The 24,834-nt window shown below is 55.2% G+C and carries 26 protein-coding genes and 1 pseudogene; 20 read left to right on the top strand and 7 right to left on the bottom strand.

What is annotated here, in order from left to right; genetic code table 11:
• The first annotated feature begins 156 nt into the window (after nucleotides 1-156).
• The 15 genes from AACW30_RS22525 (at nucleotide 157) to AACW30_RS22595 (ending at nucleotide 16,128) form a co-directional block, all read left to right on the top strand.
• On the top strand, nucleotides 157-1,779 hold the full coding sequence (locus AACW30_RS22525) for a methyl-accepting chemotaxis protein (RefSeq protein WP_200623431.1): 1,623 nt from the start codon (nucleotides 157-159) through the stop codon (nucleotides 1,777-1,779).
• Nucleotides 1,779-2,291, top strand: a complete 513-nt coding sequence (locus AACW30_RS22530; RefSeq protein ID WP_200623432.1) for a chemotaxis protein CheW — start codon at nucleotides 1,779-1,781, stop codon at nucleotides 2,289-2,291. Before AACW30_RS22525 ends, AACW30_RS22530 begins: the two co-directional genes overlap by 1 nt.
• Nucleotides 2,288-3,547: a CheR family methyltransferase gene (locus AACW30_RS22535; protein ID WP_200623434.1), complete on the top strand. Its 1,260-nt coding sequence runs from the start codon at nucleotides 2,288-2,290 to the stop codon at nucleotides 3,545-3,547. The genes AACW30_RS22530 and AACW30_RS22535 overlap by 4 nt, the downstream gene beginning before the upstream one ends.
• Nucleotides 3,544-4,245, top strand: coding sequence for a chemotaxis protein CheW (locus tag AACW30_RS22540; protein ID WP_200623435.1), 702 nt, complete (start codon nucleotides 3,544-3,546; stop codon nucleotides 4,243-4,245). The genes AACW30_RS22535 and AACW30_RS22540 overlap by 4 nt, the downstream gene beginning before the upstream one ends.
• Nucleotides 4,242-6,521: a hybrid sensor histidine kinase/response regulator gene (locus AACW30_RS22545; RefSeq protein ID WP_200623436.1), complete on the top strand. Its 2,280-nt coding sequence runs from the start codon at nucleotides 4,242-4,244 to the stop codon at nucleotides 6,519-6,521. Before AACW30_RS22540 ends, AACW30_RS22545 begins: the two co-directional genes overlap by 4 nt.
• A complete protein-coding gene (locus AACW30_RS22550; RefSeq protein WP_106577209.1) occupies nucleotides 6,518-7,528 on the top strand; it encodes a chemotaxis response regulator protein-glutamate methylesterase in 1,011 nt (336 codons plus the stop codon). Before AACW30_RS22545 ends, AACW30_RS22550 begins: the two co-directional genes overlap by 4 nt.
• Before the next feature lie 51 nt (nucleotides 7,529-7,579).
• Nucleotides 7,580-8,581, top strand: a complete 1,002-nt coding sequence (locus AACW30_RS22555; protein ID WP_200623437.1) for a response regulator — start codon at nucleotides 7,580-7,582, stop codon at nucleotides 8,579-8,581.
• A gap of 236 nt (nucleotides 8,582-8,817) precedes the next feature.
• Nucleotides 8,818-9,913 (top strand): peptide chain release factor 2 gene (gene prfB / locus AACW30_RS22560; protein ID WP_096236834.1). Its coding sequence is split into 2 segments (ribosomal slippage): nucleotides 8,818-8,889 and nucleotides 8,891-9,913, totalling 1,095 coding nucleotides; the frame shifts between segments, so codons are not numbered across the junction.
• A gap of 95 nt (nucleotides 9,914-10,008) precedes the next feature.
• Complete coding sequence (lysS, locus tag AACW30_RS22565) at nucleotides 10,009-11,511, top strand: lysine--tRNA ligase (protein ID WP_200623438.1); 1,503 nt, start codon at nucleotides 10,009-10,011, stop codon at nucleotides 11,509-11,511.
• Between the two features lie 152 nt (nucleotides 11,512-11,663).
• Nucleotides 11,664-12,380, top strand: coding sequence for a TetR/AcrR family transcriptional regulator (locus AACW30_RS22570; protein ID WP_106577206.1), 717 nt, complete (start codon nucleotides 11,664-11,666; stop codon nucleotides 12,378-12,380).
• Nucleotides 12,381-12,508: 128 nt separating this feature from the next.
• On the top strand, nucleotides 12,509-13,069 hold the full coding sequence (locus tag AACW30_RS22575; protein WP_200623439.1) for a hypothetical protein: 561 nt from the start codon (nucleotides 12,509-12,511) through the stop codon (nucleotides 13,067-13,069).
• 21 nt (nucleotides 13,070-13,090) lie between these two features.
• On the top strand, nucleotides 13,091-14,368 hold the full coding sequence (locus tag AACW30_RS22580; RefSeq protein WP_106577204.1) for a flavohemoglobin expression-modulating QEGLA motif protein: 1,278 nt from the start codon (nucleotides 13,091-13,093) through the stop codon (nucleotides 14,366-14,368).
• Nucleotides 14,369-14,479: 111 nt separating this feature from the next.
• Nucleotides 14,480-15,385: an alpha/beta hydrolase gene (locus tag AACW30_RS22585; protein WP_106577203.1), complete on the top strand. Its 906-nt coding sequence runs from the start codon at nucleotides 14,480-14,482 to the stop codon at nucleotides 15,383-15,385.
• Complete coding sequence (locus tag AACW30_RS22590; protein WP_106577202.1) at nucleotides 15,382-15,708, top strand: hypothetical protein; 327 nt, start codon at nucleotides 15,382-15,384, stop codon at nucleotides 15,706-15,708. Before AACW30_RS22585 ends, AACW30_RS22590 begins: the two co-directional genes overlap by 4 nt.
• Nucleotides 15,709-15,834: 126 nt before the next feature.
• Entirely contained in the window at nucleotides 15,835-16,128 is a 294-nt protein-coding gene (locus AACW30_RS22595; protein ID WP_106577201.1) for a hypothetical protein, read from the top strand.
• A 51-nt stretch (nucleotides 16,129-16,179) separates the two neighbouring features.
• Here the strand turns inward: AACW30_RS22595 and AACW30_RS22600 are convergent, their stop codons facing one another.
• The 3 genes and pseudogenes from AACW30_RS22600 to AACW30_RS22610 form a co-directional block, all read right to left on the bottom strand.
• A complete protein-coding gene (locus tag AACW30_RS22600) occupies nucleotides 16,180-16,965 on the bottom strand; it encodes an OmpA family protein (RefSeq protein WP_106577200.1) in 786 nt (261 codons plus the stop codon).
• Nucleotides 16,966-17,019: 54 nt separating this feature from the next.
• Complete coding sequence (locus AACW30_RS22605; RefSeq protein WP_106577199.1) at nucleotides 17,020-17,445, bottom strand: DUF4398 domain-containing protein; 426 nt, start codon at nucleotides 17,443-17,445, stop codon at nucleotides 17,020-17,022.
• Nucleotides 17,446-17,728: 283 nt separating this feature from the next.
• A pseudogene (locus AACW30_RS22610) lies at nucleotides 17,729-17,818 on the bottom strand (pilin assembly protein); the annotation flags it as partial.
• A 50-nt stretch (nucleotides 17,819-17,868) separates the two neighbouring features.
• Here AACW30_RS22610 and AACW30_RS22615 point away from each other — a divergent pair.
• The 3 genes from AACW30_RS22615 to AACW30_RS22625 all read left to right on the top strand — a co-directional run bounded on the left by AACW30_RS22615 (nucleotide 17,869) and on the right by AACW30_RS22625 (nucleotide 21,373).
• A complete protein-coding gene (locus AACW30_RS22615; protein ID WP_042560871.1) occupies nucleotides 17,869-19,761 on the top strand; it encodes a recombinase family protein in 1,893 nt (630 codons plus the stop codon).
• Between the two features lie 443 nt (nucleotides 19,762-20,204).
• Nucleotides 20,205-20,978, top strand: coding sequence for a ParA family protein (locus AACW30_RS22620; RefSeq protein ID WP_042560870.1), 774 nt, complete (start codon nucleotides 20,205-20,207; stop codon nucleotides 20,976-20,978).
• Entirely contained in the window at nucleotides 20,975-21,373 is a 399-nt protein-coding gene (locus tag AACW30_RS22625) for a hypothetical protein (protein ID WP_042560869.1), read from the top strand. The genes AACW30_RS22620 and AACW30_RS22625 overlap by 4 nt, the downstream gene beginning before the upstream one ends.
• A gap of 132 nt (nucleotides 21,374-21,505) precedes the next feature.
• Here AACW30_RS22625 and AACW30_RS22630 read toward each other — a convergent pair whose 3' ends face one another.
• Complete coding sequence (locus tag AACW30_RS22630) at nucleotides 21,506-21,799, bottom strand: hypothetical protein (RefSeq protein WP_042560868.1); 294 nt, start codon at nucleotides 21,797-21,799, stop codon at nucleotides 21,506-21,508.
• A 59-nt stretch (nucleotides 21,800-21,858) separates the two neighbouring features.
• Entirely contained in the window at nucleotides 21,859-22,140 is a 282-nt protein-coding gene (locus AACW30_RS22635) for a hypothetical protein (RefSeq protein WP_042560867.1), read from the bottom strand.
• A gap of 128 nt (nucleotides 22,141-22,268) precedes the next feature.
• On the opposite strand from AACW30_RS22635, the gene AACW30_RS22640 reads away from it, so the two are divergent.
• Nucleotides 22,269-22,619, top strand: coding sequence for a hypothetical protein (locus AACW30_RS22640; RefSeq protein ID WP_042560866.1), 351 nt, complete (start codon nucleotides 22,269-22,271; stop codon nucleotides 22,617-22,619).
• Between the two features lie 90 nt (nucleotides 22,620-22,709).
• Complete coding sequence (locus AACW30_RS22645) at nucleotides 22,710-23,372, top strand: hypothetical protein (RefSeq protein ID WP_155401171.1); 663 nt, start codon at nucleotides 22,710-22,712, stop codon at nucleotides 23,370-23,372.
• A 35-nt stretch (nucleotides 23,373-23,407) separates the two neighbouring features.
• On the opposite strand, the gene AACW30_RS22650 is transcribed toward AACW30_RS22645, so the two are convergent.
• Nucleotides 23,408-24,232, bottom strand: coding sequence for a hypothetical protein (locus tag AACW30_RS22650; RefSeq protein WP_200623440.1), 825 nt, complete (start codon nucleotides 24,230-24,232; stop codon nucleotides 23,408-23,410).
• Between the two features lie 119 nt (nucleotides 24,233-24,351).
• Nucleotides 24,352-24,831, bottom strand: coding sequence for a hypothetical protein (locus AACW30_RS22655; protein ID WP_155401170.1), 480 nt, complete (start codon nucleotides 24,829-24,831; stop codon nucleotides 24,352-24,354).
• Nucleotides 24,832-24,834: the final 3 nt, after the last annotated feature.

Raw genomic sequence — 24,834 nt, forward strand, 5'->3', positions numbered from 1 at the left:
AGTTGCAGATATTTCAACTGAGCGACTGTCATCGGGGGCAAGCCCCCTCCCACATTTATTCGCATTCTGTGCACGCTCCATCAAAACCCATTGATAAATGAGGGCAAAGGCTCAGCTATACTCCCCTCCATTTGAATGGCCCTTCGAGGAATTACTGTGAAGAACTGGACCTTGCGCCAACGGATTTTGGCGAGCTTTGCGGTCATTATCGCGATCATGCTGTTGATGGTCGTGGTCTCTTATTCACGGTTGCTGAAGATCGAGGTCAGCGAGACGGCTGTCCGCGATGACGCGGTGCCGGGGGTTTATCTCAGCTCGGTGATCCGCAGTGCCTGGGTCGACAGCTACCTGCAAACCCAGGAATTGCTCGGTCTGCGTGACGACAAGGGCCTGACCGATGCCGACAGGGCTGACTTCAAGTCATTTGAAGGGCGCATCCAGGCGCAGATGGCCAACTACCAGCAAACCATCCACGGTCGCGATGACCAGGCCGAGTTCGACAAATTCGAAGCCTTGCACCAGGCCTATAACAAGAGCCTGGCCACAGTACTCGATGCCCTGCAGCGCAATGACCTGGTTGCTGCACGCAAGGAATTCAACGCCAACCTGACGCCCGCCTGGACGGCAGGGCGCATGAAGCTCAACGACATCATCACCGAAAACAAAAACGTCGCCGACCGTGCGACCACCGCCATCGATGAGGCGGTATCCGCCGCCAAGGTCAGCATGTTCGTGTCGCTGGCCCTGGCCATCCTCGCCGCCGGCCTGTGCGGTTTGCTGCTGATGCGCGCGATCATGGCGCCGATGCAGCGCATCGTCTCGATCCTCGGCACCATGCGCGATGGCGATTTGAGCAAACGCCTGAACCTGGAGCGCAAAGACGAATTCGGCGCCGTCGAAACCGGCTTCAACGACATGATGACCGAGCTGACGGCCCTGGTGTCCCAGGCCCAGCGCTCATCGGTGCAGGTGACCACCTCGGTCACCGAGATTGCCGCCACCTCCAAGCAGCAACAGGCCACCGCCACCGAAACCGCGGCAACGACCACCGAGATCGGCGCAACGTCGCGGGAGATCGCCGCCACGTCCAAAGACCTGGTGCGTACCATGACCGAAGTGTCCACCGCCGCCGACCAGGCCTCGGTCGCTGCCGGTTCCGGCCAGCAGGGCCTGGCGCGCATGGAAGAAACCATGCACTCGGTGATGGGCGCCGCCGACTTGGTCAATGCCAAATTGGCGATCCTCAATGAGAAAGCCGGCAACATCAACCAAGTGGTGGTGACCATCGTCAAGGTCGCCGACCAGACCAACCTGTTGTCGCTCAACGCCGCCATCGAGGCCGAGAAGGCCGGTGAATATGGCCGCGGTTTCGCCGTGGTCGCCACCGAAGTGCGGCGCCTGGCCGACCAGACCGCCGTGGCCACCTACGACATCGAGCAGATGGTGCGCGAGATTCAGTCGGCGGTATCGGCCGGTGTGATGGGCATGGACAAGTTCTCCGAGGAAGTGCGCCGCGGCATGTTCGAAGTGCAGCAAGTGGGCGAGCAACTGTCGCAGATCATTCATCAGGTGCAGGCGTTGGCGCCACGCGTGTTGATGGTCAACGAGGGCATGCAGGCGCAGGCCACCGGTGCCGAGCAGATCAACCACGCGCTGGTGCAATTGGGCGATGCCAGCAGCCAGACCGTCGAATCCCTGCGCCAGGCCAGCTTTGCCATCGATGAATTGAGCCAGGTTGCGGTCGGTCTGCGCAGCGGCGTGTCGCGTTTCAAAGTCTGATGAGCGACCTCGCGGCTAAACGCGGCGCCGTCCCGGCAGCGAAAAAGGCGTTGTTTCTGGTGTTTCACATCGGCGGCGAACGTTATGCCCTCAAAGCCACGGAAGTGGCCGAGGTGCTGCCGCGCCTGCCGCTCAAACCCATCGCGCATGCGCCGGTCTGGGTGGCGGGGATTTTTGCCCATCGTGGCGCGCTGGTGCCGGTGATCGACCTGTGTGCGCTGACCTTCGGCGCGCCGGCCCAAGCCCGCACCAGTACGCGGTTGGTGCTGATCAACTACCAGCCGCAACCGTGGATTGAAGCGCGCTGGCTGGGGCTGATCCTGGAACAGGCCACCGACACCCTGCGCTGCGACCTCGGGGAGTTCAAGCCCTATGGCCTGGACAATCGCGAGGCGCCCTACCTGGGGCTGGTGCGTGAGGACGCCTTGGGCTTGATGCAATGGATTGGTGTCAACGAATTGCTCACCGAGCCCGTGCGCACCTTGCTGTTTTCTGCCGAGCCGAGTCTATGAGCAACGACCCGCGCTTCTTTGCCTTCTTGAAGGAACGCATCGGCCTGGACGTCGCGTCAGTGGGCGAGGCAATCATCGAGCGCGCGGTGCGCCAGCGCAGTCAGGCTGTGCTGGTGCAGACGCCAGAGGCTTACTGGAGGCATCTGCAGAGCTCGCATGATGAGCAGCAAGCGCTGATCGAAGCCGTGATCGTGCCCGAGACCTGGTTTTTCCGTTACCCCGAGTCGTTTGCCACCCTGGCGCGGCTGGCCAAGGCACGTCTGGCCGAGATCAAGCAGATGCGCGCGCTGCGTATTCTGAGCTTGCCGTGTTCCACCGGCGAGGAGCCGTATTCGATTGCCATGGCCCTGCTCGATGCGGGCCTGGCGCCGCATCAGTTCAAGGTGTTGGGCCTGGATGTCAGCCCGCTGTCGGTGGAGCGCGCCAAGCGTGGCGTGTATGGCAAGAATTCGTTTCGCGGCAGCGATATCGACTTTCGCGAGCGCCATTTCACCGAAGAGGCCGACGGCTTCCACATCGCCGACCGGGTGCGCGAACAAGTGCGCCTGCAAGTCGGCAACCTGCTCGATCCGGGCCTGCTGGCCAATGAGCCGAGCTATGACTTCGTGTTTTGCCGCAACTTGCTGATCTACTTTGACCAGCCGACCCAAAAGCAAGTCTTTGATGTGCTCAAGGGCCTGACTCACCTGGACGGCGTGCTGTTTATCGGCCCGGCCGAAGGCAGCCTGTTGGGCCGCCATGGCATGCGCTCGATTGGCGTACCGCAATCTTTTGCCTTCAGTCGGCACGTCGAGCCGGTCAAGCCTGAGCCGGTGTTTGTGCCCGTGCCTGCGCCGGTTCCACAACGCAGTGCCGCACCGATTCCGGTCAAGCCACGGCCGTTCAGCACGGTCAGCGCGCAGGTGCTGCCGATCAAGGCGCCGCACACGGATGCCGGCGACTTGCTCAGCCGTATCGCCACGCTGGCCAATGAAGGCAAAAGCGCCGAAGCCCGCGCCGCCTGCGAGCAGTATTTGAGTAACCATCCGCCGGCCGCCCAGGTATTTTATTGGCTGGGGTTGCTCAGCGATGTGGCCGGCAGCGCCCTGGAAGCCCAGGGCTATTATCGAAAAGCGTTGTACCTGGAGCCGCAGCACCCGCAGGCCTTGATGCACCTGGCGGCGTTGCTCGAGTCTCAGGGCGACAGTGCGGGGGCGCGCCGTTTGCAGGCGCGGGCCGCGCGTAGCGAGCGAGCTGACAGTGAGTCCAAACTATGAGTAGCACCGACGCGCTCAACACCGCGGGCCTGGACCTGACCCTGGCCGACACCCAAGCCATTGACGACTGCTGGAACCGCATCGGCATCCATGGCGACAAGTCCTGCCCGCTGCTGGCGGAGCATATTCACTGCCGCAACTGCTCGGTGTATTCCGCCGCCGCCACCCGTTTGCTCGACCGTTATGCCTTGCAGCAGGGCGATGAGCGCGCCTATGCCGTGGCCGAACTCGACGAAGACATCGTTACCCGTTCCCTGTTGATGTTCCGTCTGGGCGAGGAATGGCTGGGCATCGCCACCCGGTGCCTGGTCGAAGTGGCGCCGCTGCAACCGATTCATTCGCTGCCGCACCAGCGTTCCCGGGCGCTGCTCGGCGTGGCCAATGTGCGTGGCGCCTTGGTGGCGTGCCTGTCGTTGGTGGAGCTGCTGGGGTTGGATGCGACCAGCAACGGGGCCAGCGGCGGGCGCATCATGCCGCGCATGTTGATCATCGCCGCGCAGGACGGCCCGGTCGTGGTGCCGGTCGATGAAGTCGACGGCATCCACTCCATTGATGAGCGCACCTTGAAGGCCGCATCGGCCTCTGGCACCCAGGCCAGTGCGCGCTTCACCCAGGGCGTGTTGCAGTGGAAAGGCCGCAGCCTGCGTTGGCTGGACGAGGCGCAATTGTTGTCCGCCGTGACCCGGAGCCTCACATGACCCCCGACCAGATGCGCGATGCCTCGCTGCTGGAGCTGTTCAGCCTGGAAGCCGATGCGCAAACCCAGGTGCTGAGCGCCGGTCTGCTGGCGCTTGAGCGCAACCCGACCCAAGCCGACCAGCTGGAGGCGTGCATGCGCGCCGCGCATTCGCTCAAGGGCGCGGCGCGGATTGTCGGCGTGGACGCTGGGGTCAGCGTGGCCCACGTCATGGAGGATTGCCTGGTCAGCGCTCAGGAAAGCCGCCTGTACTTGCAACCCGAGCATATCGACGCGCTGCTGCAAGGCACCGACCTGCTGATGCGCATCGCCACGCCCGGCAACGACGTTGGCCCGGCGGACATCGAGGCTTATGTGGCGTTGATGGAGCGCTTGCTCGATCCGTCGCAGCCGACCGCCAGCATCGCGCCACCGCCGCCTGTGCAATCTGCACCGGCGCCGATTGTCGAAGAGCTGCCGCCGGAACCCGAGCCTGCACCGCCCGTGACCAGCGAGCTGCCACGCCAGAACAAACGCATGACCGAAGGCGGCGAGCGCGTGTTGCGGGTCACCGCCGAGCGCTTGAACAGCCTGCTCGACCTGTCGAGTAAATCCCTGGTGGAAACCCAGCGGCTCAAGCCTTACCTGGCGAGCATGCAGCGCCTCAAACGCATTCAAAGCAACAGCGCCCGCGCCCTGGACACGTTGGACGGCCAGCTCAAGGCCCTGGATTTGAACCTCGAAACCCAGGAAGCGCTGGCCGACACCCGGCGCCTGTTGAGCGAAGCCCAAGCCTTGCTGGCGGAAAAAACCGCCGAGCTGGACGAGTTCGGCTGGCAGGCCGGGCAGCGTGCCCAGGTGCTTTACGACACCGCACTGGCCTGCCGCATGCGCCCGTTTGCCGATGTACTGGCCGGGCAGGTGCGTATGGTCCGCGACCTGGGCCGCAGCCTTGGCAAGCAAGTGCGCCTGGAAATCGAAGGCGAAAAAACCCAGGTTGACCGCGACGTCCTGGAAAAGCTCGAAGCACCGCTCACGCACCTGTTACGCAATGCCGTCGATCACGGTATCGAAATGCCCGAGCAGCGCATGCTGGCCGGTAAACCGGCCGAGGGCCTGATCCGCCTGCGCGCCTCGCACCAGGCAGGTTTGCTGGTGCTGGAGTTGAGCGACGACGGCAACGGCGTCGACCTTGAGCGCCTGCGCGGCACCATCGTCGACCGGCACCTGTCGCCACTGGAAACCGCTCAGCGCCTGAGTGAAGAAGAACTGCTGACGTTTCTGTTCCTGCCCGGGTTCAGCCTGCGTGACAAGGTCACCGAAGTGTCCGGGCGCGGCGTCGGCCTGGATGCGGTGCAGCATATGGTGCGCCAACTGCGCGGCGCGGTGGTGCTGGAGCAGACGGCGGGGCGCGGCAGCCGCTTCCACCTTGAGGTGCCGCTGACCCTGTCGGTGGTGCGCAGCCTGGTGGTGGAAGTCGGCGAGGAAGCCTATGCGTTCCCGCTGGCGCACATCGAACGCATGTGCGACCTGGCCCCCGATGACATCGTGCAACTGGAAGGCCGCCAGCATTTCTGGCACGAGGGCCGCCACGTCGGCCTGGTCGCCGCCAGCCAGTTGCTGCAGCGCCCGCCGGGGCAGAGCAACCAGGAGACGCTCAAAGTCGTGGTAATCCGCGAGCGCGATGCGGTGTATGGCATCGCGGTGGAGCGCTTTATCGGCGAGCGCACGCTGGTGGTGTTGCCGCTGGATGATCGCCTCGGCAAGGTTCAGGATATTTCAGCCGGTGCCTTGCTGGACGACGGCTCGGTGGTGTTGATCGTTGACGTTGAAGACATGCTGCGTTCGGTGGACAAGTTGCTCAATACCGGCCGGCTGGAACGCATCGCCCGGCGTAGCCAGCAGGCTACCGAGGCGCCGCGTAAACGCGTGCTGGTGGTGGACGACTCGCTCACCGTGCGTGAACTGCAACGCAAATTGTTACTTAATCGCGGTTATGAAGTGGCTGTCGCGGTCGATGGCATGGATGGCTGGAACGCGTTGCGTTCCGAAGACTTCGACCTGCTCATCACTGACATTGATATGCCTCGCATGGACGGTATTGAATTGGTCACACTCTTGCGCCGTGACAGTCGCCTGCAATCGTTGCCGGTGATGGTGGTGTCGTACAAGGATCGCGAAGAAGACCGGCGTCGTGGACTGGATGCCGGCGCCGACTATTATCTAGCTAAAGCCAGTTTCCATGACGATGCCTTGCTGGACGCCGTGATGGAACTGATCGGAGGCGCCCGGGCATGAGGATTGCGATCGTCAATGACATGCCCATGGCAGTAGAGGCCTTGCGCCGCGCCTTGAGTTTCGAACCCGCGCACCAGGTAGTGTGGGTCGCCAGCAACGGGCTGGAAGCCGTGCAGCACTGCGCCGAGGTGATCCCGGACCTGATCCTGATGGACCTGATCATGCCGGTGATGGATGGCGTGGAGGCCACTCGGCGGATCATGGCCGAGACCCCGTGCCCGATCGTGATCGTCACCGTGGACCGCCAGGCCAATGTCAGCCGCGTGTTCGAAGCCATGGGCCATGGCGCCCTGGATGTGGTGGATACGCCGGCGCTGGGCGTTGGCAACGCCAAGGATGCAGCGGCGCCGTTGCTGCGCAAAATCCTCAACATTGGCTGGCTGGTCGGCCAGCGCGGCAGCCGGGTGCGCACCGAAACGGCGCCCCAGCGCGGCACCGGCAAACGTCAAAGCCTGGTGGCGATTGGTTCGTCGGCAGGCGGGCCGGCTGCCCTGGAAATCCTGCTCAAGGGTTTGCCACGCGACTTTTCTGCGGCCATCGTGCTGGTGCAGCATGTGGACCAGGTGTTTGCCGCCGGCATGGCCGAGTGGCTGAGCAGCGCGTCCGGCCTGCCGGTGCGCCTGGCGCGTGAGGGCGAGCCGCCACAAAGCGGTGTGGTCCTGCTGGCCGGCACCAACCACCACATTCGCCTGTTGAAAAACGGCACGCTAGCCTATACCGCAGAGCCGGTTAACGAGATTTACCGGCCTTCCATCGACGTGTTTTTTGAAAGCGTCGCCAGCCATTGGAACGGCGACGCCGTCGGCGTATTGCTGACCGGCATGGGGCGCGACGGCGCCCAGGGGCTCAAATTGCTGCGTGAACAAGGATATTTGACCATCGCCCAGGATCAACAGAGTTCGGCGGTGTATGGCATGCCCAAAGCGGCGGCGGCCATTGATGCCGCTGTTGAAATTCGCCCACTGGACAGAATTGCGCCCCGATTGCTGGAGGTCTTTGCAAAATGATCGAACCCTCCGCGGTGCCGGCTTGCAGGAAAGTAATTCAGGTGACTGCACATGAATGATCTACAGATCGACGACATCAAGACCGACGAAAATGCCGCCATGGTGTTGCTGGTCGACGACCAGGCCATGATCGGCGAAGCGGTGCGGCGTGGCCTGGCCCATGAGGAAAACATCGACTTCCACTTTTGCGCCGACCCGCATCAGGCGATTGCCCAGGCGATTCGCATCAGGCCCACGGTGATCCTGCAGGATCTGGTCATGCCCGGCCTCGACGGCCTGACGCTGGTGCGTGAATACCGCAACCACCCGGCCACCGCGAATATCCCGATCATCGTGCTGTCGACCAAGGACGATCCGCTGATCAAGAGCGCGGCCTTCTCGGCCGGGGCCAACGACTATTTGGTCAAGCTGCCGGACAACATCGAACTGGTGGCGCGCATTCGCTATCACTCGCGCTCGTACATGACGCTGCTGCAGCGGGATGCGGCGTATCGCGCACTGCGGGTCAGCCAGCAGCAGTTGCTGGACACCAACCTGGTGCTGCAACGGTTGATGAACTCCGACGGCCTTACCGGGCTGTCCAATCGCCGGCACTTCGATGAGTACCTTGAGCTGGAATGGCGTCGCGCCATGCGTGATCAGACTCAGTTGTCGTTGTTGATGATCGATGTGGATTTCTTCAAGACCTACAACGACAGCTTTGGCCATGTCGAAGGTGACGAAGCGTTGCGCAAAGTCGCTGCGACGATCCGCGAAGCCAGCAGTCGTCCTTCCGATCTGCCGGCACGTTATGGCGGTGAAGAGTTTGCGCTGGTGTTGCCGAACACCTCGCCAGGCGGCGCACGTCTGGTGGCAGAAAAGCTGCGCATGGCCGTGGCGGCGCTGAAAATTCCGCACATTGCTCCGGCTGAAGGCGCGAGCCTGACCATCAGCATCGGCCTGTCGACCCTGACGCCGGTGCAGGGCACGGATTGCCGGCAGCTGATCATGGCGGCCGATAAAGGCCTGTATACGGCCAAGCATAATGGGCGCAATCAGGTGGGTATCGAGTGACCTGAGGTCGTGCCCCATTCAATGTGAGAGGGGGCTTGCCCCCGATAGCGGCGGGTCAGTCACAACATCATTGAGTGACAGGCTGCCATCGGGGGCAAGCTCCCTTCCATATTTGGAACTTCATGGGGCTTGGATTGTGTACAAATCCGGCCTTTTCGCCAAGCGGGCTGCCGTTTCCACTGGTTTGTCGTTATACTCGTCGGCTTTCAAAAGTTCGCCAACGAGTGCTGCCCGCCATGGAAATCAACCCGATCCTTAACACCATCAAGGACCTGTCCGAGCGCTCCGAAACTATTCGGGGGTATCTTTGACTACGATCAAAAGCATGAGCGTCTGACCGAAGTCAATCGCGAGCTTGAAGATCCGGCTGTCTGGAACAAACCTGAATACGCCCAGGAACTGGGCCGCGAGCGCGCTGCGCTGGCACAGATCGTCGACACGCTTGACGAACTGAACACCGGTCTGGGCGATTGCCGCGACCTGCTGGACATGGCCGTTGAAGAAAACGACGAAGGCGCAGTGGGCGATGTCGTCGCCGAGCTGGCCCGTCTCGAGGAAAACCTCGCCAAGCTTGAATTCCGCCGCATGTTCAGCCACGAAATGGACCCGAACAACGCCTACCTGGACATCCAGGCCGGTTCCGGCGGCACCGAAGCCCAGGACTGGGCCAACATCCTGTTGCGCATGTACCTGCGCTGGGCTGATAAACGCGGTTTCGACGCGACCATCATGGAGCTGTCGGCCGGTGAAGTTGCTGGCATCAAAGGTGCGACCGTGCACATCAAGGGTGAATACGCCTTTGGCTGGCTGCGCACCGAAATCGGCGTGCACCGCCTGGTGCGCAAGAGCCCGTTCGACTCCGGCAACCGTCGCCACACCTCGTTCTCTGCGGTGTTCGTCTCGCCAGAGATCGACGACAAGGTCGAAATCGAGATCAACCCGGCCGACCTGCGGATCGACACCTATCGCTCCTCCGGTGCCGGTGGTCAGCACGTTAACACCACCGACTCGGCCGTACGTATTACCCACGTACCGACCAATACCGTGGTCAGCTGCCAGAACGAACGTTCCCAGCACGCGAACAAGGACACCGCCATGAAAATGCTGCGGGCCAAGTTGTACGAGCAGGAAATGCAGAAGCGCAACGCCGCTTCCCAGGCGCTGGAAGACACCAAGTCGGATATCGGCTGGGGTCACCAGATCCGTTCGTATGTGCTCGATGCTTCGCGGATCAAGGATCTGCGCACTAACATCGAACGCAGTGACTGCGACAAGGTGCTCGACGGCGACATTGACGAATACCTGGAAGCCAGCCTGAAATCGGGCCTGTAAAAAGACTGTAGGAGCCGGCGGGACGCCCAGTCCTTGCCCGGCGATCCCCAGCCGAAGGTTGGGGAAAACGTACCTGTGATGGAATTTCAAAAGACATGAGCGACCAACAACTCGACCCGCAAGCCCTGCAACAGGAAGAAAACTCCCTGATCGCCCTGCGCAAGGAAAAGCTTGCTGCCGAGCGCGCCAAGGGCAATGCCTTCCCGAACGACTTCCGCCGCGACAACTACTGCGATGCCTTGCAGAAGCAATACGCGGACAAGACCAAGGAAGAGCTGGCAGAGGCTGCAATCCCGGTCAAGGTGGCAGGTCGCATCATGCTCAACCGTGGCTCGTTCATGGTGATCCAGGACATGACCGGGCGCATCCAGGTCTACGTCAACCGTAAAACCCTGCCGGAAGAAACCCTGGCCTCGGTGAAAACCTGGGACATGGGCGACATCATTGCAGCCGTTGGCACCCTGGCCCGTTCCGGCAAGGGCGACCTGTACGTAGAAATGACCAGCGTGCGCCTGCTGACCAAATCCCTGCGCCCGCTGCCGGACAAGCACCACGGCCTGACCGACACCGAACAGCGCTACCGCCAGCGCTACGTTGACCTTATCGTCAACGAAGACGTGCGCCAGACTTTCCGCGTGCGTTCGCAGGTGATTGCGCACATCCGCAGCTTCCTGATGAAGCGCGACTTCCTGGAAGTGGAAACGCCGATGTTGCAAACCATCCCCGGTGGTGCCGCAGCCAAGCCGTTCGAAACCCACCACAACGCGCTGGACATGGAAATGTTCCTGCGCATCGCGCCTGAGCTGTACCTCAAGCGACTTGTTGTTGGCGGCTTCGAAAAAGTCTTCGAGATCAACCGCAACTTCCGTAACGAAGGTGTCTCGACCCGTCACAACCCTGAATTCACCATGTTGGAGTTCTACCAGGCGTACGCCGACTACGAAGACAACATGGACCTGACCGAAGAGTTGTTCCGCGAGTTGGCGCAGCTGGTTCTGGGCAGCACCGACGTGCCGTACGGCGACAAGGTGTTCCACTTCGGTGAGCCATTCGTGCGCCTGTCGGTGTTCGATTCGATCCTCAAGTACAACCCTGAGTTGACCGCTGACGACCTGACCGACATCGACAAGGCCCGCGCCATCGCCAAGAAAGCCGGCGCCAAGGTGCTGGGTTTTGAAGGCCTGGGCAAACTGCAGGTGATGATTTTCGAAGAACTGGTGGAGCACAAGCTGGAACAGCCGCACTTCATTACCCAGTACCCGTTCGAAGTGTCGCCGCTGGCCCGTCGCAACGACGACAACCCGAACGTCACCGACCGTTTCGAGCTGTTCATCGGCGGCCGTGAAATCGCCAACGCCTACTCCGAGCTTAACGACGCGGAAGACCAGGCCGAGCGCTTCATGGCCCAGGTGGCCGACAAGGACGCTGGCGACGACGAGGCGATGCACTACGACGCCGACTTCGTCCGCGCCCTGGAATACGGCATGCCGCCAACGGCCGGTGAAGGGATCGGCATCGACCGGTTGGTAATGTTGTTGACCAACTCGCCGTCGATCCGCGATGTGATCTTGTTCCCGCACATGCGGCCACAAGCGTAACCGTAGCGAAATCCGAAGCCGCCTTTTATAAGGCGGCTTTTTTGTGTGGCACATTCAGCCGTCAAGAGAACGGCGCCAGGTGATCGTTCCCATGCTCTGCGTGGGAATGCAGCCCGTGACGCAGCGCGTCACCTTTTAAAGGAAGATCTGTCGTGAACCGCGTAATGGCTCAAGAAGGTGCCGCCGGCATTGCTGCTGCCGTGGCTGAAAGCGTTCAGTATCAGGGCCGCAAGGCCAGCCGGCGGGGCAGCGAGCAGCGCAGGCAGGATATTCTCGATGCGGCCATGCGCATCGTTGTGCGCGATGGTGTACGAGGCGTGCGCCATCGCGCCGTGGCGGCAGAGGCCGGTGTGCCGTTGTCGGCCACCACCTACTATTTCAAGGACATCGATGACCTGCTCACCGATACCTTCGCCCAATACGTGGAACGCAGCGCCGCTTTCATGGGCAAGCTGTGGGTGCGCAACGAAGGCCTGCTGCGCGAGATGGTCGCCTATGGCGATGGCAGCCCGCAGTCGCGCTCGCAATTGGCCGATGACATTGCGCGGCTCACCGCCGACTACGTGATGCGCCAACTGACCAACCGCCGCGAACACCTGATGGCCGAGCAGGCCTTTCGCCAGGAAGCCTTGCTCAACCCGCGGCTGGCGCAACTGGTGCGGTCTCATCAGCAGATTCTGTTGCAGGGCACCGGGCAGTTTTTCCAGGTATTGGGTTCCCGCGAGCCGCAACAGGATGCCAAAGTGTTGACGGCGATAATCGGTCGGATGGAATATCAGGGCCTGCTTGGCGGGCCAGAGCCTCTCACCGCTGACGAGATGCTTGAAATCCTCAAGCGTTACATGCATTTGGTGTTGGCCTCGGTCTAGCACACCCTGTGCGCTATCCGCTTTATGTGGGCGCCGGCTTGCCTGCGACAGCATCGCCTTGGATGACCTGATGCACCGAGGCGCCTGTATCGCAGGCAAGCCAGCGCCCACACTTGATGGAGTACGCAATGAAAGCCTGGCATGTCGCGCTAATCGCTTTGTCATTCCTGTTGCTCAGCGGTTGCCTGGTGACCTTCAAGGACCCGCTGCCAGCCCGTGAAGCCGCGCCGGCTGCCTTGCTCGGCCATTGGTCGAGCAAAAATGCCTGGGGCGAGCCGCTTAACCTGCAGATCACTCGGGTTGGTGAGCACCGCTACAAAGCCGTGAGCTACCCTAAAGCCAAGCCGGCCCAGCGCGATGAGTACCTGTTTACCGTGGCGCGCCATGGCAACCGCTGGTATTTGTCGGCGCCCTTGCCGGGCAAACTGGGTGGACATTTCATCCTCGCCGGCTTTGACTTTGAAAGTGAGGGCGGCAAAAAGCCTGAGTTGGTGGTCTACAACCTCGACCTTGAGCAGATCCACCAAGCCATCGGCCAAAACGTGTTGCACGGCAGCACCGTCGACACGGTCGAAGGCGCCGGCGTGCTGGTGGACAGCTCCATGGACCAGGTGTTTGCCTACCTGGATGACCCGGCCAATGCCGATGTGTTCGTTGAAGCCGTGCGCTACCAGCGCGCGGGCAAATAACGTTTAAAGAGGAAGCACCGGGTGGACGATTACCAGCAGACGATACGCACCTTGTCTGATCGCATTGTGCTGGCGCAAACACCGATTCGCGTCCTCGACGCCGTGAAGTGGGACGAGAACATTCGCCAGGGTTTCCTCAAGGCCAAGGGCAAGGCGATGCCGGCCGTGGACCGCGATTACTACCTGAACCGGCCACTGTCGTTCGATTCCAGCGCAGTCAAGCTGGAGTTCCAGAACATCGAGCGCGACATCACTCGTCGCCTCGGCCAATTCAGCCCGGTGGGGCAGATCATGCGGCGCATGTGCCGTGAATACCGCATGGTGGTGCGCATGCTCGAGGCGCGCGGCACCGAGGATTTCGGCCTGATCTCCCAGGAGCTGTATGGCGCCGCGTCCGATGCGTTCCACGCTGGCGACCCGACCCTGGCTGACCTGGGCTTGATGCTGTCTGACTACCTGAACAACATCGACGGCCGTGGCGACCTCAAGGACGAAGCCAAGACCCTCACCGCCAAGGATGCAGTGGCGTTGCTGCAAACCCGCCTGAACAAGGTGTTTGGCGAAGCGGAGGAAACCATCCGCGTGTTTGAGTCCGACGGGATTGTCGCGGACGCGGCGGCTGGCGCCGACTACATCAAGATCCGCGCCGATGCGATGTTCAACGACCGCGACGTGCGCGCCCTGGAAGTGCATGAAGGCCTGGTGCACGTCGGCACCACGCTCAACGGCCAGAACCAGCCGATCTGCACCTTCCTGTCCAAGGGCCCGCCGTCGTCCACCGTGACCCAGGAAGGCCTGGCGATTCTAATGGAGATCATCACCTTCGCCTCTTACCCGAGCCGCTTGCGCAAGTTGACTAACCGCACCCGTGCCATCCATATGGTCGAAGAGGGCGCCGACTTCCTGCAGGTGTTCGAATTCTTCCGTGAGCAAGGCTTTGAGATGGCCGAAAGCTACGGCAATGCCAGCCGGGTTTTCCGCGGCTCGACGCCGACCGGTCTGCCGTTTACCAAGGATTTGTCCTACCTCAAGGGCTTTATCATGGTCTACAACTACATCCAGCTGGCCGTGCGCAAAGGCAAGCTGGAACAAGTGCCGCTGCTGTTCTGCGGCAAGACCACGCTGGAAGACATGCGCACCCTGCGCCAGTTGGTCGATGAAGGCCTGGTGGTGCCGCCCAAGTACCTGCCCGAGCAGTTTCGCGACATGAACGCGCTGGCGGCGTGGATGTGCTTCTCCAACTTCCTCAATCACTTGAGCCTGGACCGGATCGAGGCCGATTACTCGAATATCCTGTAGGCGATAGTCCTGAAAAACGGATCAAAAGGTGGGAGCAGGCAGGCCAGCTCCCACCTCTGATCCCTATTGATCTCAAGATTGATTTCCAACCCACTTGCGAGGCTTCAACGGATGAGAATCCTCGGCATTCTTTGCCTGCTACTCACACTGAACGGCTGCAGCTCACTGCTGTTCTACCCCGAACCCGGTCTGCCGTTCACGCCGGAAAAAGCCCATCTGCAGTACCGCGATGTCACCCTGACCACCGCCGACGGGGTGAAACTTCACGCCTGGTGGCTGCCAGCCAAATCCGGCGTGCCAGTCAAAGGCACGGTGCTGCATTTGCACGGCAACGGCGGCAACCTGGCGTGGCACCTCGGGGGCAGTTGGTGGCTGCCGGAGCAGGGCTATCAAGTGCTGCTGCTGGACTACCGCGGGTATGGTTTGTCGGAAGGCAAGCCGTCGTTGCCGGCGATCTACCAGGACATTGATGCGGCGTTCAACTGGATCGACAAGGCGCCTGAAACCCAGGGGCGGCCGTTGATTGTGTTGGGCCAAAGCCTGGGTGGCGCACTCGCCGTGCATTACCTGGCGGCGCACCCGGAGCGCCAGCCGCAGCTCAAGGCGCTGGTATTGGACGGTGTGCCCGCCAGTTATCGTGACGTAGGACAATTCGCCCTGAGTACGTCCTGGATAACATGGCCGTTTCAAGTGCCCCTGTCGTGGCTGGTGCCCGACGCTGACAGTGCGATCAACGCCATGCCGCAACTGACCGGCGTACCCAAGCTGCTGTTCCATAGCCTGGATGATCCGATCGTGCCGATGGCCAATGGCATTCGCCTGTATCAGGCCGCGCCGCCGCCCAGGGTGTTGCAGTTGACGCGTGGCGGCCATGTGCAGACATTTGCCGACAAGACCTGGCAAACCGTGATGCTGCGTTATCTGGACGACCCGCAGCACTTCAACGGCCTGCGCCGCCTGGGGGAAATCCCCAATTACCCGAACCCTAACGTTGATAGGTCAGAGAGCCCGCAATGAGCGAAGAACGCAACATGATCCCGCTGATCCTCACCGGCGTCGGCACCATCATCGGCACCGTCGGTTGCCTGTGGTACTACGGCTACCTGCACTTCGCCAAGCCGGAAGATGCGTTGCTGCTCAGCGACTTCACTTTGCTCAAGACGGTGCCGGGCGAGGATTACAAAATCTCCCTCACGCCAGCTGCGCAAGTGGCGCAGTGCGTCGACGGTGTGTTGGTGATGTTTGATACCGAACAAAAAGGCTTGAGCGGCGTGCTGGTGAACAACAAGAAGCAGGCCGTGCGCTGCATGGGCCAGGAGACGCCGCAACTGCAGGAGTGACCCTGCGCTTCATCCCCGCCACATGATCACGGAAATATCTGGAACCGTATCGCGTAAGAAGCCACTGAATGACGTGTCAGTGTTGCTGATAGTTAACTTGCGTATATCGAATCCGGGAGAGTGATCATGGTTGGTGGAATTGGCGCGATCAGTAAGATGTTGGAAATGGCCCAGGGCGCAGCAAAGCTGGGGCAGGGCGGTGAAGACGGCGCCCAAGGCGGGCAGGACGCCCAGAAGCAAGAGAAACAAGACCCGATGAAGATGCTCATGGACATGCTGTCGAAGGCCGCGGGTGGGGCTCAGGGCAGTGGCGCCGAGGACCAGAAAGGTCCGCAGGAGCTGGAGAAACTGATGGCGGGTCGACAAGGCATGGAGGCCATGATGCCCGCCGATGACAGCAGCCGTAAAATCGAAGTCTGAGGCATAAAAAAACCCACCGAAAGGTGGGTTTTTTTTTACTGCTTCAATCGATCAATTAGCGACGGACGAACGTGGCTTGACCGGTTGGTTATCGTTGGAGATGGTCACTTCAACGCGACGGTTCATGGCACGGCCCGATGCGCTGCCGTTGTCGGCAACCGGGTATTCCTTGCCGTAACCCTGGGTCACGATGCGCGAGATATCCACGCCTTGTTGAGCCAGTGCGCGCTGCACGGAAGCGGCACGACGCTCGGACAGGCTCTGGTTGTAGGAGTCGGAGCCGGTGCTGTCGGTGTAGCCTTCGACGATCACTTTACGGTCCGGGTTGTCGCGCAGGAACTGCGCCAGCTTGGTGATGTTGACCAGGCCGCTGGACTTGAGGTCGGACTTGTTGGTGGCGAACAGCACGTCACCGAACGTCACCAGGGTGCCGCGATCAGTTTGCTTGGCGTTCAAGCTGTCTTGCAGTTGCTTGATCTGGGCATCACGGGCTTGCAGCAGGGCGCGAGCACGTTCGTCACCAGCGTTTTTCAGCTTGGCTTCGGATTCACGCAGCACGATGGTGTCTTTGGCCACTTCAACGCGCTGGTTGGTCAGGTAGGCCAGTTGGTCGACCTTCTTCTCGTCTTCCTTGTCGCGGTAGGCTTTGTCAGCCTTGTCCAGCCAGTCGCTGGCGTCCTTGGTTTCCAGCGCCGCAAGCTTGGTGGCTTGTGGGTTGGTCTGCAGGGCCGAGAAATTGGTCCGTGCGTTTTCCAGGTTCGCGTTCGGCGGGGTGGAGCAGGCCGCCAGGGCAACGCTCATCGCCAGCAGGGCAGGGATCATCAATTGTTTACGCATAGTCGTGTCGTCCTTTCAATTCGATTTCGGGTGCAATGCAATCAGGGCGTTGGCTTATTGCTGTTGGATAACAGCTGGGCGCATGCCTTCCTGACGCAGCTCCTGAACAGCCTTCTGGGAGTCCTTCACAGCCTGTTGGGCTTTGGCGGCCTGGGCTTTGCGCTCTGCAACGCGAGCGTCCCACTCGGCTTGTTCGGCCAGCTGACGAGCCTTGTCGTAGTTCTTGTCATGCATGGCGATTTCGGCTTCTTTGAGCTTGTCCTGAGCCGACTTCATTTCCACGGCTGCGTACTCGGTGCCGCCGGCGCTCACAGCGCTGTTGACCGCAGATTGGGTCACGGCATATTGCTCAGTCGGTGGGTTGCCGGCGCAGCCTGCCAGAAGGAAGCTGGTGCCGATTGCCAGCGCGGCCAATTTAAGCCCGCGCAGGTGGTTAAACGAGGTTTTGGCAGTGCTGGTCTTCATCGTCTTCAACTCCATTGGGTAACTCCTGAAAAACATCAAAATCCATGGCACTGGTCAGCGGTTCGGGTCTCGGCGGTTAAGCTCGAAACACGCTTTCAAACGGCCGTTCCAAGTGATGGCTTACTGGCTGTGACCGGAGGCTTTTTTCAAAAGTTCAGAGAAGATGGCGAATTGCCTAAAAAAATATCTGACTGAATGGTCAGCGTTTAAAAGTTGGAACTTTTGCAACGCGCAGAGGTACTCCGAGCCCGTGAAAGGCCCGGAATACTTGGGTTAGATAAAGTTTAGGGGGCGTGTATCAGTGCTTTTTTTCTTCAGCACTGTCTGACAAATCATGCAGATAGCGCCGGGACAACGTGAGAAAGCGTGGCGTCGGGCCAACGTCTTCCTATGTTGGTGCTATGATAGAGAAAAATCGGCACACGGAAGACTTCCACGATGACCACCACTCAAACCCTTCCAGCGGTTGACGTTCAGCCTGCTCAATCTGATGCACCAAAGCGGCTAGCTTACTCCTACGTTCGCTACTCGTCTGAGCAACAGATGACTAAAAAGAACGGTGAGGTTGGTGACTCGGTTCGTCGTCAAATGGAGAACCAACGCAAAGCCGTAGAGACGTACAACCTGCATGTGGTTGACGTTTTTGAAGACCTTGGCAAGTCGGCCTTCCGGGGCAAACACCGGCTGAAAGGTGCCTTGTCGTTGTTCCTTGCTAGTCTGGATCAGGGGAAAATTCCGTCTGGTGCCTATCTGCTCATTGAGTCATTTGACCGGCTGAGCCGTGAGCGTATGACCGATGGTTTGACCGTCGTTTTGACCATTCTCCGCAAGGGTATCAAGATCATCACAACTGATGATTTGAAGCTCTATGACCTGTCTATCAAGGGTAAAGACCTTGAACAGACCATCATGATTACGGTTCTGCTGGAACGTGCGAACAACGAAAGCACAACCAAATCTGATAGGCAAAAAGCCAAGTGGGAAGGTCGCCGGGAACGAATTATCAAGGGTGAGAAGAAATTCTTGAACAAGAACGTTCCTTGGTGGATAGCTCTTGATGAATCGACCGGGGCATATTCGCTGATACCTGAGCGTGTGGCTGAGCTGAAAACCATCTATGAGCTGATGATGGTCAAAAACCTTGGCTTGCGTGCTGCTGCTGCCTACATCAATGAGAACAACCCTTTGAAGGTAGGTTTCGGCAAGAATCCTGACAGCTATGGTTGGACGGCTCGCGGTATCAAAAGGATGATTGAAACGCCCAGTCTCTACGGTAGCTTAGAGCTGTGTGAATACATCTATGAGAACGGCAAAGCCACACCAGACCGAAAAACCATCAAGGTGATGGACAATTTCTATCCAGCCGCATTTACAAGACATGAAGTCGATGTGCTGAAAGCCAAGATTTCAAGCCGTATGACCAGTAAAGAACGGCCAACGAAACGTGACCTTCAATACTATAATATCTATCATGGTTTGATTAAATGTGCCTTCTGTGGTGGGAATGTTCGTTTCTCGCAGAAGCAAAAGTATTCCTACCTTGTTTGCCGAAATTCAGAAATCAAGCTGTGTAAGCACCCTAAAACTCTCAGTATGCAATATGAGCGGTTTCATGAAGTGTTTTTCAAATATGCTCAACACTACAATTTTGAGCTTCTTATTCAGTCTGGTGGTAATGACAATGAGGTTGTTGTCAAAGAAATCACTGAGATTGAAGAAACCATTGCTGCTGAAAAATACAAAGCTCAAAAATTCACTGAAAAGCTCTTTGATATGTTTGATGGTGATATTCCTGCCGAGCAAGAAGCCGCTTTAATCACCAGAAACAAGAAAATCAAGCTGATGGAAGCTAAGGCTAAGGCTCTGCGGGCGAAAATTGTCTATGTAGATACTGATGCTGAAACCATTTCTGACGCAATTCAGCTTGTTTCTAAGATGGTTGAGACTAAGGATGGTCGCCTTGAATTGAGCAATTACTTGACCAAAGTTATTGACAAAATGGTGGTTGATTTTGGGAAGGCCCACAACCGTGACGGTGATTACGTCAAAGTGATGTTCAAGAACAAAGATTTCAGTCATCACATGCTGATAGGCAAAACCACTGCTTATAGCTATGACAGTGATGGTGAGCTGTTCCTTGATACGCTGCAAGGGGTTGTTAGAGACGATGGTTATTATCTGGAAGCACAAAAGGCACAAGACGAATGGTTTGATGTGCCAGATTTCACTGATCTTGAAATTTATGATGATGAGCAAGCCAAAGTCAATCAGGCCGTAGACCTAGGCCATAGGGGGGACGATGAAAACGGCGTTGATAGTGAATATCAGTGACTGATAGCCGGTGATAGTCATTGATATTGTGTGATACCTGCTATCACTGCCTGATAAGAAATGATAGTCAGTGGTAGCCAAAATGGTTGGTTAGTAGTGAGTGATATTTAATGATATTCGCTATCAGTGGTTGATAGTTAATAATAGTTACTGATAGGTGATGGTAGCGAAAACTATCAAATATCAGTGAATAAAATGAATATCAGTCACTATCAACCGCTATCAGTGTGAAGGTTAATCCTGTAAATACAGAAAAATATTGCCCGATGATATTCACTATCAGCGAATATTATTCATTGATAGCCGCTATCAGTGGCTGATACTCAATAATATTAAATACTATTCAATGATAAAAAATATCACTGAATGATATTGTAATTCAATTTAGACATGCTACATTATTAAGTATAAGTAATAACTAAACTACAAAAGGAGATACAAACATGAGTGCAATCGTAATAGCATTAGCAAATGGCAAAGGTGGTGTTGGTAAGTCAACGTTGGCTTTAAATATTCAACATGCCATTTCAAATATGAAAGATGAAGATAACAAATCAATGAACCTCAATGTGTTGCTTGTGGACGCTGATGACCAGCAAACAAGTACAAAAACTTGCAACGCTAGGGCAAAGCTTGGCGGTATGACGGTGAAGCGTGTTTACCAACCATTCCAGCCTATCGAACATATTTTTAAAGACCAAGACGTTGAGTCTTACGTGAACTTGGTTAAAGAACGTCATGATTTCATCGTGATTGATACGAAAGGTGCGGAATCCGACACAAGCCGTGAAGTGACAACATTTGCAAATATCCTGTTGATACCACTTAGCCCTTATGGCTTCGACAAGCAATCATTGGCTGACACCCTCAAAATCGTCAAGAAGGGACAGAAATTCAATCCAGATATGCTTGTCATGGTTGTTTTGAACAAGGTTGATAAGAAAGCCACTGCCAAAAATCGTGAAGGCCGTGAAGAAGTAAACGCAATCATTGATGAAATCTTTGCTGTCAACGGCAAAACCGCTGCTGAGAATAATGTATTCATCGCAAAGGCTGAGCTTTCTTACAAAGCGTTTTATGGGGAAATGACCAAAGGCTACAACGTGTTTGAAGCGGCTCGCGGTGTATCACTAGACCCTAAGACTGAATACAACAGTCTCTTAGATGAAATCCAAACTCGTTACGCTCAAATCAACAATGCACAGGAGGCAGCATGAATCAACCATTATTCGGGAAAAGAGCAACCCCACAGCCAGAAATCACTGATGTGACCGACTCAAAAGAAGCATTCATCAAAGGTGCTGCAACCACAAATCAACGTAACGTGGTTGAGGTTGAACCTGTAATCATCGTTGAAACAAAACCATTGTCCCGACTTGAAAAGCTCTTGGCTGAGCTTGATGAGTTGGTAAAAGAAGAAAATGAAATGTGGGAAGAATCGGGCAAGAAACCTAGAACGTTGATTGACAGCTTTACAAAGCTACCAGTTGTTGATAAGAAGTTAGACATTATGTTTGAAGATGCAAAATCAATGTTCAGCTCTAAATCAAAGTTCATATCCTTTCTGATTGAAGACAAGTTTGAAGCTTGGAAGAAAGATAAAGAACAATAATACAGCAACACTTTAAACCCCACTCTTAGGGGTTTTGTTGTTTTTAACGCTCTTGATTTTGACTTACACCAGAATAGCTTTTGACCTTGCGTCTTGAAGGCAAAACAAAACCCCATCAGGGGCTGTGTGTTCTCAATGAAGCGTGTGCATGGGGATGGTCTTCAAACCTATCTCATACCAGTATGGCCCCCTATCTGTGGTTATCTGATACTGAATAGCGGTTTTTGCTGATGTTTTAATAACATCTACTATAAACAGTTTCTTAATTCTACAACGCATAGCTTGAATTTCAGAAATTTGCATATTGTAGATGATTGGGAATGCGTCTAATCCTTTCTCTGAAATATTCAATTCTTGAAATTTCTCATTTAATGCTTTCTCAAATTTCTTGATTATCATTTGTTCAACCTGTTTTGCTTTTCCCATATTTTTCACCTTTGTTGATTAATTGTTTATTGCTCCTAATCTCAGTAGGGTTTTGACGTTTAGTCGATGAGATAATATTCAAGCTTGTTTTCTGTAAAGTGATGAAGCCTTGTCGCTGCTTCATAGCTAATATCAATCCCGTATCTAGTCCTTCTGGCGTGGTTCAAGCTGAACTGAACCAATGGGCTATCAAACCCTTTGTACTCGTCCAAATGGCTCTGTAACTCTTGGTTAATTGACTTAACAGCGTGTGCTGGTGCATTCAATTCTTTAAGCTTCAATGCTAGAAGGTTCTTGAATTGCAAGATAACTCTTAGCTCAATTACTTTTTCTTTGTTCATGTCTAATCATATGTTTATAGGTTCATTGTCTCATAAAGTAACCATTCGTCAATGATATAAAAGAAAATAGGGCATTCATATTGTATAACGGAAAAGGAATGGTATAACTTAGGGAGAGGATAAATAAAATGACAATGAATAAATTACAAAAACTAGTATTAACCACTGCCTTAGTGATGACTGCTGCTTTCGCTCATGCTGACTTTCAAAAGGTGACTGTTATCAATCCTGAGTGCTTGGAAAATGTTACAGCTCTAGATAATGCATTACAAAAAGCCCATGCTGAGGGTAAGTTTACACAAATTACTATCAACAGAAATGAGCCAGTAATCAAAGAAATGGCAAATTGCAACATGACCTTTGAAGTCAGTGTTAAAAGCATGGCTGAGGTTGAAAAGCTACAAGCTGATTTTAGAGCTTACATGATGAAAGATTTGAAATTTAAGATGTATGAACCAACCATCACACACATAAATTAATTTGTAAATAATCGCAAATAATGGTTGACTTTAATTGCTATTGGGTATTCATATGTTATAATGATATTATATAAACAACAAAAGGAAATCATGAAGCAATCATTACTTGCAATAGCATTAGCAACCATCGCTTTATCATCAACAGCCCAAGCTGCTTACGTCTATAAACTACCACTTGAAGTAGCGGGTGGTGGTTCTCTTCCAAATGGCACAATCACTTTCGGTAATGGGGGTGCGACTACACCAACTGTTCCAACTGAACCAGAGCCAATTGACCCTGATGAGCCAATCGTACCTGAAAAATGTGCTGATTATGTCAATCCTGATTTTCCTTCTGAGAAAAGGTTTTGGCCACAAAATTACAAAGATGTTGAATTATGCCAACCTCAACAAGATACAAATCCGGCGTTCTTAACCAGCTTTTATGATTATGTTCCAGCAAAGATTGATAACTGTCCAGTTCGCCCCGTCGCAACCTTTCAAGGGGGTATTATAATCAATCAAAGATACAGGTGTGGGGCTGATTTAAAACCTCAATCGTTTTATAATATTACTATTTTTGCTCCGAACGCGAATGCAAAAGCAATATTATTGCAAGTGAAACGCATAGTAGTAGACGGTTATGAATGTAGTAGTGGTTTTAGCTGGCTGGATGCTACAGGTGGTTCAGGAGGTTGGTTAACGTGTACAGGTGGAAAATTATGGGACTATCCCGCGACTGATACTCATGTTTTAGTTAAACTATATAGATAATATCCTATCAAGTTCTATAACCCTCATTTGAGGGTTTATTTTTTAGTCTTGAAGGTTGGCTTGCTGGCTAACGTTTGCTTCACTTCCTGCCTGAAATCAAATGACGTAATTGAATTGTGTATGTATTTCATTTCTTGAACAGTCACGCCATCTGGTGTGAGCAAGAATTCTAAATCACCCACGCAAAGCTCTAATCCGTCTGCTACCTTCGCCACATAAACTTTATCTTCAATCAACGCCACACAATGAGCGTCGGAGACGATGAACGTTACGTTCACTCCAGAATCGGTTTTGATGGTCGTTACCCTATTAATTTCAGAAGCGTTCAAATCAAGATTGAATTTGTTCATTATATGCTTCAAGTAATCAAGCTCTGTGCCAACCGTCACAAGGGTGAATACCTTATTGATTGATGATAGAGCACCAACATTATCATATGTTGTGTTCATGGTTTTGATGCCCCATAAGGCTAGTTTGGCGATAGAGCTTTTTACAACCCTAGGAAGCACGCTTAGAAGGGTGTGGTCAGTGTATTGATACCCTTGATATGCGATTGCTAAAAAGAGGTTGTGTATTAGCGGGTGCTGCTTGAAGCTGGTAAGATAATTATGCTTACTACGCGGTGCTTTCGTCCACGGTGAGATGTAGGCGTATTTAACAGTTGATTTGTGATAGCGACCTTTCCCGGCAAGGCTGCTATGGCTCTCAAAGACGCTGAGCAATTGCTTAGGTATGAAGGCGGTGCCGTTAGGGTTCGCAATGAGGTATTTGTCAGTAGCTGCTACTAATATTTTAATATCTTGTTCAAGCATTTCTTCTAACAGAACTATGTGTGATTTTGTTTGATTGTTTGTAGTCATGGCTTCCTTATTTTAGTTTATATCTTAATTTTACCATTTGTATTGTATATTGCAATTATGTTATTGACAGGCACAAAAAACCTCAATTAAGAGGTTCGTTTTGTTTGTCATCATCTTGATTAACAACTGCCGGTAAATTCATATGTGAATCCAAACATGGTGTATTCCATGTTAGAGATTATGCCGTTCAGTTTGTTTACGTTGCTGGCTTTGCAAGCTGAACTGTACGTTTTCATGGGAAGTAAGGCATGAGCAATACAAGCTTTTTCTGATGAGGCATTGTAGAAAAGTCCACCAAATACTACTGATGGAAACTGCTCAACCTGAGCTTTCGCACTGTTTGCATTCCCTTCGTCCAAGCATGATTGTTCTTCGCTGTATTCGACTTCACCAGAACCACCATCAACAATAGGAGGTGGTGTGATGATTTCTGTTGGTGGCAAACCAGTACCATCACCCGCTTTGACAAATCTAATGCTTCCATCAGGCAATGCACCTGTGGTTGAATTTGTGCTTTGAAGGGCTAGGTGATACGTGTATGAAGCGTGTGATGTACTAGCCATGATTGATAATAATGTGAATGTTAGTAATTTTCTCATATG

Origin of the sequence: Pseudomonas sp. MF6747 (assembly GCF_963890955.1) — a bacterium.
Classification (GTDB): Bacteria; Pseudomonadota; Gammaproteobacteria; order Pseudomonadales; family Pseudomonadaceae; genus Aquipseudomonas.